We start from the raw sequence: 14,377 nt of genomic DNA, 5'->3' as shown, positions 1-14,377 counted from the left end.
CTATTTCTCCCGGCTCGCAAAATAGCGCGCGGTGGCCCTCAGCCCATCGGCCTTGGGCCCAAAGGTGCGCAGGCACCCCAAAGCCTCGTTGACGATCTGGGCAAGCTTGGCCCGGGCGCCCTCGACGCCCAATTGCCCCACCAGCGTCTGCTTGCCCATGCCGGCATCCTTGCCCGTGGCCTTGCCCATGGCCTCGGTTGTGGCGGTGACATCAAGGATGTCATCGGCAAGCTGGAATGCGCGGCCGGCGGCTTCTGCATAGGCCGTGACGACCGACAGGGCGCGTGCATCGGCACCACCAAGGATCGCTCCCATGCGCACGCTTGCGCGGATCAGGGCGCCGGTTTTCATGGCCTGCATGGTGGAGATGTCATCAGGCGTAAAGCCGCCCTTTTCCCCCTCGATATCGCGCATCTGCCCGCCCACCATGCCCCCGGCTCCCGAACCGGCAACCAGTTCGGCAACCAGCCGGATGCGGACGGTTGGATCCGGATGGGTTTCGAGATCGGCCAGAAGACCGAAGGCATGGGTGAGGAGGGCATCGCCCGCAAGAATGGCCGTCGCGTCATCATAGGCCTTGTGGACCGTTGGCCGGCCGCGGCGCAGATCGTCATTGTCCATGGCGGGAAGGTCGTCATGGATCAGGGAATAGCAATGCACCATCTCGACGGCCAGACCGGCCATCAGGGCCTGATGCGGGGGCACATGGAAGATGGCGGCGGCCTGGCGCACAAGGAGCGGGCGCAGGCGCTTGCCGCCTTCAAGGCTGCCATGGCGCATGGCATTGATGAGCCGGTCGGCGGCGGGCCCTGGGCCGGACAACCGCCCGAGCACCAATTGGCGCTCCAGCGCGGTTTCAACGGCGCGGGCGCAATCGGCAATGTCAGCGGCAAAATCATACATGCCGATGTTGCTAGCCGTTCAGGCAGGCGGCGGCAAGATGGTGGCATGCACCGCAAGGCTTCGCTATGGAGTGGCCATGGCACGAAACCGCAAAGCGAAAGGTATCTGGCGCATTTTGCGATGGCTCGGCATGGCTGTGGCCGCGCTGATCGCCATTCCTCTGGTGCTGACCCCGATCTACCTTTTCGTGCCGCCTGTGTCGGTGCCCATGTTCGAGCGCTATGTCACTGGCCGTCCGGTGGTGCGCGAGTGGCGCTCAATCGAGGATATTTCAGACCGCCTCAAGGCCTCGGTGATCCTTTCCGAAGATGGGCAATTCTGCCGACATTTGGGCGTGGATATCGGCGCCCTGCGCGACGAGGTGGAGCGCTACATGGCCGGCGAGGATGCGCGCGGCGCTTCCACCATCACCATGCAGGTGGCGCGGAATCTCTTTTTGTGGAACCGGCAAAGCGTTGTGCGCAAGGCGCTCGAAGTGCCGCTGGCGCTTTATATCGACCTCATCCTGCCCAAGAAGCGGATCATGGAGATCTATCTCAATATTGCCGAATGGGGACCGGAGGGGCAATTCGGCGTGGCAGCAGGCGCTGAGCGCGCCTTCGGCATCGAGCCGCAGAACCTGGACTGGCGCACGGCAACCCTGCTGGTGACGGCGCTGCCCAATCCCATGTTGCGCCAGCCGGCGCGGCCATCGCGGGGAATGCTCAGGATTGCTGGCATTGTGGAGCAGCGCGTGCAGCAATATGGCGACCGCGCTGCCTGTGTGGGGGAGAATGGGCGGCTGGCGCTCTAGATTTGCCGCGCTGCGGCCGGGCTCATGCCCGGGACGCGCACGAAACGTTCTTCGCGCTTGCGGCGGGGAATGGCGGGAAAGACCTCCTTGCGCGCACGAACGCAGATAACGCCGCTCATGGCGGGGCCGAACAGGCGCCCTGCCCGCTCGAAGAGGCGGGTAGATTTGATGACGAGCGCGCTTTGGATGGGCGGCAGGAACAGGCCATCGCGCCACGCCTCGGGCACGAAGCTGTGGTCCCGCAGGAGCTTGTCGAGTTGGCTGCCCGAATAAGGATTGCCCTGGCCAAAGGGGGTGTTGTCGCGCTGCGCCCAGATGCCGCGCCGCCGGGGAACCACGAGGATCAACTCGCCATTGGGCGCCGTGATCCGCCAGAGTTCGCGCATCAACTCTTCCTCGTCGGCCACGTGCTCGAGGGCATGAATAGCGATGGTGAGATCGATGGCGCTGTCGGTGAGCGGCATTTCGAGGGGATCGCAAAGAATCGTATGGCTCGGCCCTTCGCGCGGCCAGGCGGAAGCCCCCTGACGCGCCGGCATGAAGGCCAAGACGCGCTCCGCCCTGTCCAGCGTGAAGCGCAGATAGGGCGTGGCAAAGCCCAGGCCGAGGATGCGCTTGCCCGTGACATCTTCGGCAAGGCCAATGACCTGTTCGCGCACCAGCGCGCGGGAGATCCGGCCGAGGGGAGATTTATAATAGCTGATCAGGCGTTGGACGTCCGTGCTCATGGCCTAACTGTGCCGCTTTCCGCCACACTTGTCTAATGGCGGTTGCGATCGGGCGCCGGGCCGCCTAGCTAGAAGGCTCGTCATTGTTAAAGGAAGAAGCCCATGAGCGTGACCGTCGATGTGTTTGGAGCCCGAAGCGACAATTTCGGCTATCTGGTGCATGACGAGGCCAGCGGCCGCACGGCTGCAATCGATGCGCCCGAGGTGGCAGCCATCGAGGCGGCGCTGCAGCGCCGGGGCTGGACACTGACCGATATCTTCATCACCCACCATCATATCGATCATGTGGAAGCCATTCCCGCGCTCAAGGCAAAATACAATGCGCGCGTGGTAGGGCCGCGCGGCGAAGCCGACAAGATTGCTGATCTCGACGAGCTGGTGGCCGGCGGCAACCGCGTCCAGCTGGGCGAGACCCAGTTCGACGTCTACGATACGCCCGGCCATACGCTGGGGCATATTGTTTTTCACGATGCCACCAACAAGCACCTTTTCACGGCCGATGCCCTGTTTTCCCTAGGGGTCGGTCGCATGTTCGAGGGTACGCCAGGGCCGATGTGGGACGGGATAAAGTTCTTGCGCACCCTGCCCGATGACACGCTGGTTTATTGTGGACACGAATATACCGAAAGCAATGCCCGCTTTGCCCTCTCGATCGACCCGGAAAATGCGGCCTTGCAGAAGCGGGCGGCAGAGGTCAAGGCCTTGCGCGAACAGGGAAAACCGACGATCCCCTTTAATTTGGGCGAGGACAAAAAGGCCAATCCCTTCTTGCGCGCCGATGCGCCGGAACTGGCCAAGTTCTATGGGCTCGAGGGGGCGGCGCCGGGGGATGTATTTGCGGCAATCCGCAAGGGGAAAGATAATTTTTGAGGCCGCCCCGCTTAAGCATCTGGTAACCGTCCGGTCTTAACCTTTCGGTAACTTTTGCATCCAAATTGGCTAGCAGACTGTTAGCATCTGGCACGACATCGCCCCGCATGGGGCATACGGCCGGATGGATCGTCCCCGAGACACCGGCCCGCTTTGAAAGAGGCGAGACGGTCATGGCCCAGGATGAAACAGAGCTGCCTAAACTTCCGGTTGTGGTCGAGGCCTCCTCGGCCCGACCCTCGCTGAAGCGCAGCGAAAGTGCTGCGCCGTTTATCAGCCAGTTGCTGGCCGAGCGGGGCAATATGCAGCCACAACGGGCTCGACGCCGAAACACGGCCGAAGGTGCGGTGGGGGCCTATAGCAGCGGCGCCAAGATCGCAGTCAAGCGCATGCCGATGGGGTACCGGACGAGTATTGTGGCATAGGCAGACATGGCCAAGCCCGATGGCGAGGGGAGGTTTACGTTCCACGCCCTCGTCCTTCGACAGGCTCAGGATGAGAGCTACTGGGGTGTTATCGGCAAGATTTTTGGGAGGCGCCGCGCTGCACCTCCCCCTTGACGGAAGAGGTCGGGAGGGGGTGCTGCGAGCTACAAAATCCGGGCTAACCGCCCCCCACCCTTGATCCCTCCCCGCAAGGGGGAGGGTGTCGACTGCAAAATCCTACTCCAACCGCACCAGCAGATCCTTGGCGTCGATCTGGTCGCCGGGTTTGATCAGCAGTTCGGCAACGACGCCGTCGATCTCGGCGTGGATCGCCGTTTCCATTTTCATGGCTTCAATGGTGCACAGGACATCGCCCGCGGAGATCTTCTGGCCTTCCTTGACGGCCAGGCTCGAGATCACGCCGGGCATGGGGGCGCCGATCTGCTTGGGATCGCCTATTGCGGCCTTGGCGCGGATCTTGACTTCGCCGACCTTGAGGCGGTCGGGCACGGAAATGGTGCGTGGCTGACCGTTGAGGTCAAAGAAGACGCGCACTTCCCCCTTTTCGTTGGTCGGGGCGCGGCCAAGATAGTTGACTACCAGGGTCTTCCCCTTCTCGATGTCGACCAGCAATTCGTCGTTTTCCTGCAGGCCATAGAAGTAGACCGGCGTCGGCAGGGCTTCGGTTGGGCCGTAGCGCTCCTGGGTCTTTTCGAAGTCAGAATAGACCTTGGGGTACATCAGGTACGAGGCGAGACGATAGTCATCGACGGGATGACCCACTTCCGCTTCGATCTTCTTGCGCTCGGCTTCAAGGTCTACATCTTTGAGGTAGGAACCAGGGCGCTCGGTGAGCGGCGTGCGGCCCTTGAGCACCTTTTTCTGCAGCGCCTGGGGGAAGCCGCCGGGTGGCTGGCCGAGGTCGCCGGCAAAAAAGCCGACAACGGAATCGGGGAAGGCGATGTCGCGATTGGGGTCCTCCACATCGGCCTTGCTGAGGCCGGCCGAGACCATGGCCAGCGCCATGTCGCCCACGACCTTGGAGGATGGGGTGACCTTGACGATATCGCCAAACATCTGGTTGACGTCGGCATAGGTCTGGGCGACCTCATGCCAGCGCGTTTCAAGACCCAGCGAGCGAGCCTGTTCCTTGAGATTGGTGAACTGCCCGCCGGGCATTTCGTGGAGGTACACTTCCGAAGCCCCGCCCTTGAGATCGCTCTCAAAGGCGCGGTACTGCGTACGGACAGCTTCCCAGTAGAACGAGATCTGCCGGATCGCCTTGGCATCGAGCCCCGGATCGCGCTCGCCACCGGCGAGGGCTGCGACGATGGAGCCAAGCGTTGGCTGCGAGGTTGTGCCGCTCAGGGCATCCATGGCGGCGTCCACGGCATCCACCCCGGCATCCACAGCGGCGAGAACCGTCGCGGCGGCGGCGCCCGATGTGTCATGGGTGTGAAGATGGATGGGCAAGCTTGTTTCCTCGCGCAGGGTGGAAATCAGCTTACGCGCGGCGGCAGGCTTAAGCAGGCCCGCCATGTCCTTGAGACCAAGCACATGGGCGCCTGCTTTTTCTAGCTCCTGGGCGAGCCCGACATAATATTTGAGGTCGTACTTGGCGCGATCGGGATCGAGCACGTCGCCCGTATAGCAGATGACGCCTTCGGCTACCTTGCCCGCCTCGATCACCGCATCGAGCGAGACGCGCATGTTCTCGACCCAGTTGAGGCAATCAAAGACGCGGAAAATATCAACGCCCCCCTTGGCCGCCTGCTCCACGAAGAAGCGCACGACGTTGTCGGGATAATTGGTGTAGCCCACGCCATTGGAGCCGCGCAGCAGCATTTGCGTCAGGATATTGGGCGCGCCCTCGCGCACCTTGGCGAGGCGCTCCCACGGGTCCTCATTGAGGAACCGCATGGCGACGTCGAAAGTCGCGCCGCCCCAGCATTCGAGGCTGAAAAGGTTGGGCAGGCCGCGTGAATAGCTTTGGGCGATCCGCGTGATGTCGAAGGAGCGCATGCGCGTGGCAAGGAGCGACTGGTGGGCGTCGCGCATGGTGGTGTCGGTGAAAAGAACCCGCTTTTGTTCTTTCATCCAGCGGGCGAGAGCCGCCGGGCCATCGCGATCAAGGATCTGCCGGCTGCCATCGACGACGCTGAGCGGCGGGAATTCCGGCACGACGGGCGCTGCCGCATCAGCTGGTGGCCGCGGCCGGTCGCGCACTTCGGGATGGCCGTTGACGGTGACGTCAGCGATGTAGCTGAGGAGCTTGGTCGCGCGATCCTTGCGCGGCTTGAAGTTGAACAGCTCCGGCGTCGTGTCGATAAAGCGCGTCGTATAGCGGTTCTCAACAAAGTCAGGGTGCGTGATGATGTTTTCAAGAAACGCAAGGTTTGTGGACACGCCCCGGATGCGGAACTCGCGCAGGGCGCGGTGCATGCGCGAAATAGCCTCGTCTGCCGAAGGTGCCCAGCAGGTGACTTTTTCCAAGAGCGGATCATAAAAACGCGTGATCACGGCGCCCGAATAGGCCGTGCCACCATCGAGGCGCACGCCAAAGCCTGTCGCCGCGCGATAGGCGGTGATCCGGCCATAGTCGGGGATGAAGTTCTCTTCTGGGTCTTCGGTGGTGACGCGGCACTGGATGGCATTGCCGTTGAGGCGGATCTTGTCCTGGGTGGGAACACCCGATTCCGGCGTGCCAATGACGGCGCCATCAAGCAGGTGAATCTGCGCCTTGACGATGTCGATGCCGGTGACCTCTTCGGTGACGGTATGTTCGACCTGGATGCGCGGATTGACCTCGATGAAGTAGAACTGGTTGGTGTCGGCATCCATCAGGAATTCGACCGTGCCAGCGCCACGGTAATTCGCAGCCTTGCCAAGGCGCACGGCCGCGTCGGTCAGTTCCTTGCGAACGGCATCGCTGAGATAAGGCGCCGGGGCGCGCTCCACCACTTTTTGGTTGCGGCGCTGCACGGAGCAATCCCGCTCGAATAAATGCACGAGATTGCCGTGATCGTCGCCGATCAGTTGCACCTCCACGTGGCGGGCGCGCTCGACCAGCTTTTCGAGGTACATTTCGTCCTTGCCGAAGGCTGCCTTGGCCTCGCGCTTGCCTTCCGAAACTTCGGCCAGGAGCGTCTTTTCATCCATGATGCGGCGCATGCCGCGACCGCCGCCGCCCCACGATGCCTTGAGCATGAGGGGATAGCCGATCTCGGCGGCGAGGCGCTTGATCTCTTGGGGATCGTCGGGCAGCGCTTCGGTGGCGGGCACCACGGGAACATTGGAGGCAATCGCCATGTTGCGCGCGGCGACCTTGTTGCCGAGGTCGCGCATGGTCTGCGCGCGCGGGCCGATAAAGATAATGCCGGCATCCTCGCAGGCATCAACGAACTCGGGGCTTTCCGAAAGCAGGCCATAACCGGGGTGGATCGCGTCGGCACCCGAGATACGGGCGATGCGGATATATTCGTCGATCTGAAGATAGGCTTCGACCGGCCCCTTGCCCTGCCCGATCAGATAGGCTTCGTCGGCCTTGAAGCGATGGAGCGCCAGCTTGTCTTCCTCGGCATAGGCCGCGACGGTCTTGAGCCCCAGCTCGTTGGCAGCACGAAATACGCGGATGGCAATTTCGCTGCGGTTGGCGACGAGGATTTTCTTGATTGGCATCGATAAAGGTCCGAGCAGGAGGGGATCAGGGACCCCTGGGCGGGGCCCGGCTCAGGCGGTAATCGCAGACGCCGTCACGGCGGTGCGAGCAGGTTTCTTGCAGTAGGCATTATGGAGCGTCCGTCGCACCACGCATCTATGGCGCAAAGGTCCTCCACTCGCCCGACCGCATGGTTCGACAGGCTCACCATGAGGTCTTTCACAAATCTATCCGAGCACAGCAATCATTCGCGGTTCAGATGGCCTGCGAGGTGGCTCATGTCGTAGCCGGCGCCGGCGGCCTGCGAGATGATCTCGCCGCTGTCCATTTCGCCGGCCTGGCTCAAGGCCCAAAGGGTCGTGGAACGCGTGCCCGAACGGCAGAAGCAGAACACCGGGCCATTGCTCCCCTCGAGCACGGCCCTGGTCTGTTCAACCATTTCCGGCGAGACGCCTTCGCGACCCAGGGGGATCGCATGATAGGCAAGCCCTGCCGCCTTGGCGGCAGCCTCGATCTCGGCGCCTTGTGGCTGGTCAGGCGATTCATCGTCAGGACGGTTGTTGATGATGGCGACGAAACCGGCGTCCTTGAGCGCAGGAATATCCTGGGGCATGATCTGTCCCGAGACGCTGACGTGATCGTTGATCCGCTTCAAATCCAAGGCATTCACTCCCACTGCCAAAGCCGGCTTCCCGGCTCCTTATATCCATCCGCGCATAATGAGTGCAACTGGAACGGACGCATGGCTGTCGTCAAGCTGTCATGCAGGCTCAAGCGTTCGGCTTGCCCGATTATGGAGCAATGGCACCAAGCCAGGGTCCCCAAAGATCACGCTTTTGGGCAACAAACCGGTCGGCAATGCCCTCAACGCTTGCCCCCGGTTCGTTGAGCTGGGCGAGAAGGCGGTCCATTTCGGCGAGCGGCATGCTGGCGCGCCCAAAATAGGAGGCGACCACCGGCGCTTCTGAAAACACCCATTCGCTGAGCGCAATCACCACAGGTTCGCTAGGAAAGGCGGAGGGCTTTGGCGCCTCGCAGACGAGACGCGCCAGGCATTTGGCGGCCTCTTCGTCATAGGCGCCCATGTCGAGCGGACGGAATTCGAACTGGGCGAGAATGGCATTGGGGCGCCAATAGTAAAACACCACGGGCTCGTTGCGGCTCATGGCTTCAGCAATCAACGTGTCCATCTCGAAGCGATTGGCGGGCTCCACGATCTCGAGGAGGTTCTCGAGCCCATGGGCGCGGATCAGATTGCGGTTGATCAGGGCGCAGGCCCAATCGGGCGGGCAGGAAATGAACCGCGTCCTGCCCTCGGGCTGGATGGAAGGCAAGGCCTCGGCGAGGCCTGAAGCGGCAGTGAGTTCGGGGTGGGCCGCGGCGATTTCGGCTGGAATAAACCAGCCTTCCAGCTGGCCTTCGCCAAAGGTCGGCGCGGTCTGGCGCATTTGCTGGCGTTCAACCCCGGCATTCCAGACTTCAGCAATGCGCGTGATCCACATTTCGGGCGCCACGGCGGGCTGGCCGGTGGAGCCCATGGCCGAAGCCGTGGCGGCGAGATCTCCCGGAATGACGCGGGCGTCGCAGCGGTATTCACGGGCTAGGATGCGGGCGTGGATTTCGGCCAGCAGTTCCGCCGAAGGCCAGCTCATGCGGGCAATGTTGAGCGTCTGGGTGCCGCAGGGGGGCGGCGGAGCGGCAGGATCTGAGACTACGTCCTGCGCCTGGTCCAGCACGGTGAGCTGTGCCCAGGCCGGAGTGGCGCACAGGGAAAAGAGCACGCAAGCGAAAAGGGCCAAAAGGCGTGTCATGGGTCCGCTTATCCTTTGTTGCCAGGCGCACTCTATGCGAAAACCCCTCGCGTTAAGCAACCGCGAGACAACGGGTATTTCCCAATCAATACAAGGTGACTCGGCACGGGCAAATGTGCAACATTCCCCCCAGCCAGGCGCGACGGGCGCCTGCTTATCGCCTTGCTTCCATCGGAAAGACCGGCTCAGGCAAGAGCCGCCCCAGGAAGCGAGCCACAAGAGGGATGAACATGCTCAAACTGAACAAGACCCTGACCCTGGCCGTTGCCGCCACGACCCTGCTGGTCGCAGCGCCAGCCATGGCCCAGGAAGTCAAGATCGGCTTTCTCGCTGACGTAACCGGCCCCATCGCTGGCTTTGCGCCCGGCATGGTGGAAGCTGGCAATCTGGCGATCAGCAATATCAATGAGCAGGGCGGCGTTCTTGACGGCCAGAACCTGACCTCGGTTGTTGCCGACAGCGCCTGCGACGGCGGCACGGCCGGCCCTGCTGCCGACCGCCTGGTCAACAGCGAGCAGGTTGTGGCGATCTTTGGTGGCTATTGCTCCGGCGCCACCATTGCCGGTGCCAATGGCTCGGCCATCCCCGGCAATGTCGTGATGATCTCGCCTGCCTCCACGGCTCCGGCCGTGGCCGAGCTTGACGACAATGACCTTGTGTTCCGCGACGTGGTTCCGGACTCCATCCAGGGCGTGAAGGCTGCCGAATTGCTGCTCGCCCAGGGCGTAACCGAAGTGGGCCTCACCTATGTCAACAATGACTATGGTTCGGGCCTGGCTGGCGCCTTTGCCGATGCCTTCGCTGCTGGCGGCGGCACCGTTCTGGCCAATGTCGCCCATGAAGACGGCAAGGCCGACTACCGCCCCGAAATCGGCCAGATCGAAGCTTCCGGCGCCACCACGCTGGTGATCTATGGCTATGAAAACGCCGGCGGCGGCGCCATCCTCAACCAGGCCGTCGAGTCCGGCTCGTTCGACCTCTTTGTCGGCGGCGACGGCATGGCCGGCGAGGCCCTGGTCGCCAACCGCGATGCGGCAAGCCTTGAAGGCATGATCCTGACCCAGGCCGCTCCGGCCGAAGGCCCAGCCTTTGATGCGCTGGTTGCGCTGACCGAAGCTGCCGGCCAGGACCCCAATGGCACCTATGTTACCAACTCCTATGACGCGGTGTTCCTGCTCGGTCTTGCCATCGAGAAGTCCGGCTCGGCCGACCGTGAAGGCATCTCTGCAGCCCTGCGCGAAGTGGCCAACGCCCCCGGCGAAACCATCCTGCCGGGCGAATGGAGCAAGGCCAAGGAGCTGATCGCTGCTGGCACCGACATCAACTATGAAGGCGCTTCGGGCAGCGTCGAGTTCGACGATGTCGGCGATGTCGCCGGCGCCATCAACTACTACGTCATTGAAGGCGGCTCGGTCGTCAACAAGGGCCTGATCGAATAGTTCTTCGCTTCATGGCAAATCTTTGCGGCCCGGGAGCGATCCCGGGCCGTTTTCATTTAAGCTCACAAACCTTCCCCAACCCAAAGGCCAAACCCCATGCGCATCACCAGCCAGGCGGATATTCCAGATCTGAGCGGCAAGATCGCCCTTGTCACCGGTGCAACGGGCGGGATCGGGCTTGAAACCGCCCGCATGCTGGCTCAGGCTGGTGCCCATGTGATCCTGGCGGGCCGCAACGCCGACAAGGGCGTCGCCGCCATGCGCGACATTGCCGCGAGCAAGATCAAGGGGCATATCGAGTTCGAACGCTTCGACATGGCCGATCTCGCCGATGTCGCCGCCGCCGCCGCGCGCATCACCGCCATGCATGCGCAGATCGATATCCTGGTCAACAATGCGGGCGTGATGATGCCGCCGCAGCGCAAGACCACCACAGATGGCTATGAGCTGCAGTTCGGCACCAACCACCTCGCCCATTTCGCCCTGACCGGCCGGCTCCTGCAGCGCCTCCAAGAGGGGCGCGCCCGTGTCGTGATGGTATCAAGCAATGCCGCCCGCCGGGGCCGCATGGCCTTCGAGGACCTTCAGTCAGAGCGCCGCTATTCCCCCTGGCGCGCCTATGGGCAATCCAAGCTCGCGAACCTTTTGTTTATGCGTAGCCTGCAGGAAGCGAGCAATCGCAATGGCTGGGGCCTCAGCGTGCTCGCGAGCCATCCGGGGCTGTCCTCCACGGGGCTGATATCCTCGGGCATGGGCAACGGCCCTGCCGCGCGCATTGGCGGGTTCTTCAACAAGCTGGTGGCGCAGTCTGCCTTTGATGGCGCGCTGCCGAGCGTGGCTGCCGCTGCCGATATGGATCTCGCCCCGCTCTCGTTTGTTGGGCCTGATGGCGCGGGAGGGTGGCGCGGCAAGCCCACATTGGTGAAGCTGCCACCAGCGGCAGAGGACGATGCGGCGGCCAGGCGGTTGTGGGAGGTTTCGGAGAATTTGACGGGGGTGCGGTTTGGGGACTAGGGGGCTGGGCCTTGGATTTGGAAAGAGACTCATGGTGAGCCTGTCGAACCAGGGGTCGTGCGAGTGGAGGCTTGGGATGCACGACCTCGTCTCTTGACAGGCTCAGGATGAGGTCTGCTGGGTAATCCCGGAGATGCGCCTGAAATTTGGGCTAGTCGCCCCCCACACTTGATCCCTCCCCGCGAGGGGGAGGGTGTCGACTGGGCGGTCAGTACTCCAAGGAGAGGCTCAGACTACAGGAGACCTCATGGCGAGCTTGTCGAACCACGAGAGCCTGCCCGGGCTTCACCCGGGGTCGAGCGCGTGAAGGCTTCGGGGGGCACGACCTCGTCCTTCGACGGGCTCAGGATGAGGTCTACTGGGGCGCGGGTGTGCCAGCCACAGCGCAGCCCTATTCTTCCAGGCTCCTTAGCCTTCCCGGCGCACCACTTCGGGGATCAAGCCTTTTGGTGCATAGCGCAGGGCGATGGTGATGACGACGCCCAGCACGAACACGCGCATCTGGAGGGAGCGGGAGTCGATTTCGGGGATGGCGCCCCAGCCAATGCTTTCGGTGAGGCTGGAAAGATTAAGGAAGATCAGCTGCGCCAGCGGATCGGAAATAATCCAGACGATGTAGATCAGGAACGCCCCCAGCACAACGCCCCAATTATTGCCCGCGCCACCGACAATCACCATCACCCAGACCATAAAGGTGTGGTTGATCGGCTGATAGCCGGAAGGGTCGAAGATCTGGGTAAAGGTGGCAAGGATCGCCCCGCCAATGCCCATCAGCACCGAGCCGAAGATAAAGAGCTCGAGCTGGCGCCCGGTGACGTCCTTGCCCATGGAGGAAGCGGCAATGTGGTTGTCGCGGATGGCGCGCATCATGCGGCCCCAAGGCCCGCCATAGGCGCGTTCGACGATAATGAAGGCAGCGATCAGAACAATTGTCGCCAGCACCAGGAACCAGACACGGGCCAGCATGAAGCTTTCCGGAATGGAGCTTCCCCAGGCCTGCAATTGCTGCGGCAAGGGCGTGGGCCAGGGCATGGGGGACACGGTCATGGTGCCGCGCGTCAGCCAGTCCATGTTCTTGATCAGGGCACGCAAGATTTCCGAAATGCCGATCGTGGCAATGGCCAGGTAATCTGTGCGCAGGCCCAGGCTGATCTTGCCGATAAAGAAGGCGATCACCGCCGAGACAAGCCCGCCAAAGGCCCAGCCCAAAACGGGGTGAAGGCCAAGGCCGCCGATAAAGCCGGCGGTTGATTCGATATAGGCCGCGGCTGGATCGATCTGCGAGCGATAGATGATGTAGCCAGCAATCCAGGCCAGAACGACAAGCGTGGTCTTTGCCTTGCCCCTAAGCCCGATGCGGTGGCTCTGGCGCGCCAAAAGCACCAGCACCAGGCCGGCAAGGAACGCCAGCAGCGCGCGGCCCAGCATCATGGGGCCTTCGCTATCCCAAAAGGCGGCGTTGACCGGATAGGACAGAAAGACGGTGGAGGCGCCACCCACCATCAGGAAGCCCATGATGGCGAAATTGAACAGCCCGCCATAGCCCCACTGGATATTGAGGCCCAGCGCGATCAGGGCAAAGGCGGTGGCCTGCACCAGGATCAGCAGCATGGAGGCCGTGCCCTGGGCGACGCCCACCGCGACCACGACAAGGAACATGGCGGCAAACAGCATCAAGCCGCGCCGCAGGGGGCTGTCCCAGCCCTTGGGGGAAGTTGTTGCCGCCGCACTCATGTCGAGGCTCCCTTGAAGATACCGGTCGGGCGGACCAGAAGGGTAATGACCAGGATAACAAAGGCGACGGTGAGCTTATATTCCGTGGGCACCACGGCCAGATTGGCCGGCAGCGCCATGCCTTCGGGTAGGATCCCGTTGAGCGGGCGCAGAACGGCTGTCCAGTTGAAGACGGCCATGGTTTCGGCAAAGGCAATCAGGAAGCCGCCGACGATAGCGCCATAGGCATGGCCGAGCCCGCCAACAATGGCCGCCGCAAAGATGGGCAGGACGATGTTGAACGCCAGATCCGGCATAAGCGCCACGTCCAGCGCCAGCATGGTGCCGGCAACGCAGGCAAGAGCGCCGGCGATGACCCAGGTGACCCGTACCACAAGAGCCGTGTTGATGCCCGAAACCTGCGCCAGTGCCGCATTGTCGGCCATGGCGCGCATGGCCTTGCCCAGCCGCGATCGGGTGAGAAACAGGTGCAGCGCAACCACAATCAGCGCTGTCACGACGAACATGATGATCTGAGGTTCGGTGATCGAAATGGGGCGCGAGCCGCCGGCCCAGCTCATGTCGATGCGGAAGATGTCCTTGGATTCGCTTTCAAAGAACGTCCTGGTGCCCGAGCCAAAGATCAGGCGCGTGAGGCCCTGGATCATCAGCGTGACGCCGATGGAGGCGATCAGGAGGGTAACGGGCCTGGCCCCGCGCTCGCGTAGCGGCGCATAAAAACCCTTGTCCAGTCCCAAAGCGAGAACGGCTGTAATGATCATGGCCAGCGGCAGAACCACAAAGCCCATCGGCAAGGGCGTAACGATGCCCATGGCGGTCAGCGCGGCAGCCAGCACAAAGGCAACAAACGCCCCCATGGTCATCATGTCGCCATGGGCGAAATGGGCAAAACGCAGGATGCCGAAAATCAGCGTAACGCCGACTGCGCCCAGGGCATAGATGGAGCCAAGAACGGTGCCGGAAATCAGCACGCGATTGATAAAGAATATGAGTTCGTCCATT

The 14,377-nt window shown here is 62.6% G+C and carries 12 protein-coding genes; 5 read left to right on the top strand and 7 right to left on the bottom strand.

The window, feature by feature from the left end; translation table 11 throughout:
- Nucleotides 1–903, bottom strand: coding sequence for a polyprenyl synthetase family protein (locus DDE77_RS14485; RefSeq protein ID WP_108398193.1), 903 nt, complete (start codon nucleotides 901–903; stop codon nucleotides 1–3).
- A gap of 76 nt (nucleotides 904–979) precedes the next feature.
- On the opposite strand from DDE77_RS14485, the gene DDE77_RS14480 reads away from it, so the two are divergent.
- Entirely contained in the window at nucleotides 980–1,696 is a 717-nt protein-coding gene (locus DDE77_RS14480; protein ID WP_108398354.1) for a transglycosylase domain-containing protein, read from the top strand.
- Here the strand turns inward: DDE77_RS14480 and DDE77_RS14475 are convergent.
- Nucleotides 1,693–2,424: a class I SAM-dependent methyltransferase gene (locus DDE77_RS14475; RefSeq protein WP_108398192.1), complete on the bottom strand. Its 732-nt coding sequence runs from the start codon at nucleotides 2,422–2,424 to the stop codon at nucleotides 1,693–1,695. The two genes, DDE77_RS14480 and DDE77_RS14475, sit on opposite strands and share 4 nt — an antisense overlap.
- A gap of 102 nt (nucleotides 2,425–2,526) precedes the next feature.
- Between DDE77_RS14475 and gloB the strand changes: the two genes are divergently transcribed.
- The gene (gene gloB / locus DDE77_RS14470; protein WP_108398191.1) at nucleotides 2,527–3,294 is read left to right on the top strand and encodes a hydroxyacylglutathione hydrolase; all 768 of its coding nucleotides are present in this window, start codon (nucleotides 2,527–2,529) and stop codon (nucleotides 3,292–3,294) included.
- 173 nt (nucleotides 3,295–3,467) lie between these two features.
- Nucleotides 3,468–3,719, top strand: coding sequence for a hypothetical protein (locus DDE77_RS14465; RefSeq protein ID WP_157959839.1), 252 nt, complete (start codon nucleotides 3,468–3,470; stop codon nucleotides 3,717–3,719).
- 237 nt (nucleotides 3,720–3,956) lie between these two features.
- On the opposite strand, the gene pyc is transcribed toward DDE77_RS14465, so the two are convergent.
- The 3 genes from pyc to DDE77_RS14450 all read right to left on the bottom strand — a co-directional run bounded on the left by pyc (nucleotide 3,957) and on the right by DDE77_RS14450 (nucleotide 9,188).
- Entirely contained in the window at nucleotides 3,957–7,397 is a 3,441-nt protein-coding gene (pyc, locus tag DDE77_RS14460) for a pyruvate carboxylase (protein WP_108398189.1), read from the bottom strand.
- 224 nt (nucleotides 7,398–7,621) lie between these two features.
- Nucleotides 7,622–8,038 carry a protein tyrosine phosphatase family protein gene (locus DDE77_RS14455; protein WP_108398353.1) on the bottom strand — a complete coding sequence of 139 codons (417 nt, stop codon included), beginning with the start codon at nucleotides 8,036–8,038 and terminating at the stop codon, nucleotides 7,622–7,624.
- Between the two features lie 130 nt (nucleotides 8,039–8,168).
- Nucleotides 8,169–9,188 (bottom strand): glycine betaine ABC transporter substrate-binding protein, encoded by a 1,020-nt coding sequence (locus tag DDE77_RS14450; RefSeq protein WP_108398188.1) that lies wholly within the window; start codon nucleotides 9,186–9,188, stop codon nucleotides 8,169–8,171.
- 230 nt (nucleotides 9,189–9,418) lie between these two features.
- On the opposite strand from DDE77_RS14450, the gene DDE77_RS14445 reads away from it, so the two are divergent.
- Both DDE77_RS14445 and DDE77_RS14440 read left to right on the top strand, forming a co-directional pair.
- On the top strand, nucleotides 9,419–10,627 hold the full coding sequence (locus DDE77_RS14445) for an ABC transporter substrate-binding protein (RefSeq protein WP_108398187.1): 1,209 nt from the start codon (nucleotides 9,419–9,421) through the stop codon (nucleotides 10,625–10,627).
- Nucleotides 10,628–10,723: 96 nt separating this feature from the next.
- On the top strand, nucleotides 10,724–11,641 hold the full coding sequence (locus tag DDE77_RS14440) for an oxidoreductase (RefSeq protein ID WP_108398186.1): 918 nt from the start codon (nucleotides 10,724–10,726) through the stop codon (nucleotides 11,639–11,641).
- 408 nt (nucleotides 11,642–12,049) lie between these two features.
- Here the strand turns inward: DDE77_RS14440 and DDE77_RS14435 are convergent, their stop codons facing one another.
- Together DDE77_RS14435 and DDE77_RS14430 are read right to left on the bottom strand one after the other, a co-directional pair.
- Entirely contained in the window at nucleotides 12,050–13,375 is a 1,326-nt protein-coding gene (locus tag DDE77_RS14435; RefSeq protein WP_108398185.1) for a branched-chain amino acid ABC transporter permease, read from the bottom strand.
- On the bottom strand, nucleotides 13,372–14,376 hold the full coding sequence (locus DDE77_RS14430) for a branched-chain amino acid ABC transporter permease (protein WP_108398184.1): 1,005 nt from the start codon (nucleotides 14,374–14,376) through the stop codon (nucleotides 13,372–13,374). The genes DDE77_RS14435 and DDE77_RS14430 overlap by 4 nt, the downstream gene beginning before the upstream one ends.
- Nucleotide 14,377 lies beyond the last annotated feature (1 nt).

Origin of the sequence: Devosia submarina (genome assembly GCF_003056345.1) — a bacterium.
Classification (GTDB): domain Bacteria; phylum Pseudomonadota; class Alphaproteobacteria; order Rhizobiales; family Devosiaceae; genus Devosia; species Devosia submarina.
Note: the sequence above shows the minus strand (reverse complement) of the source record. Positions and strands in the feature narration are given on the sequence as shown.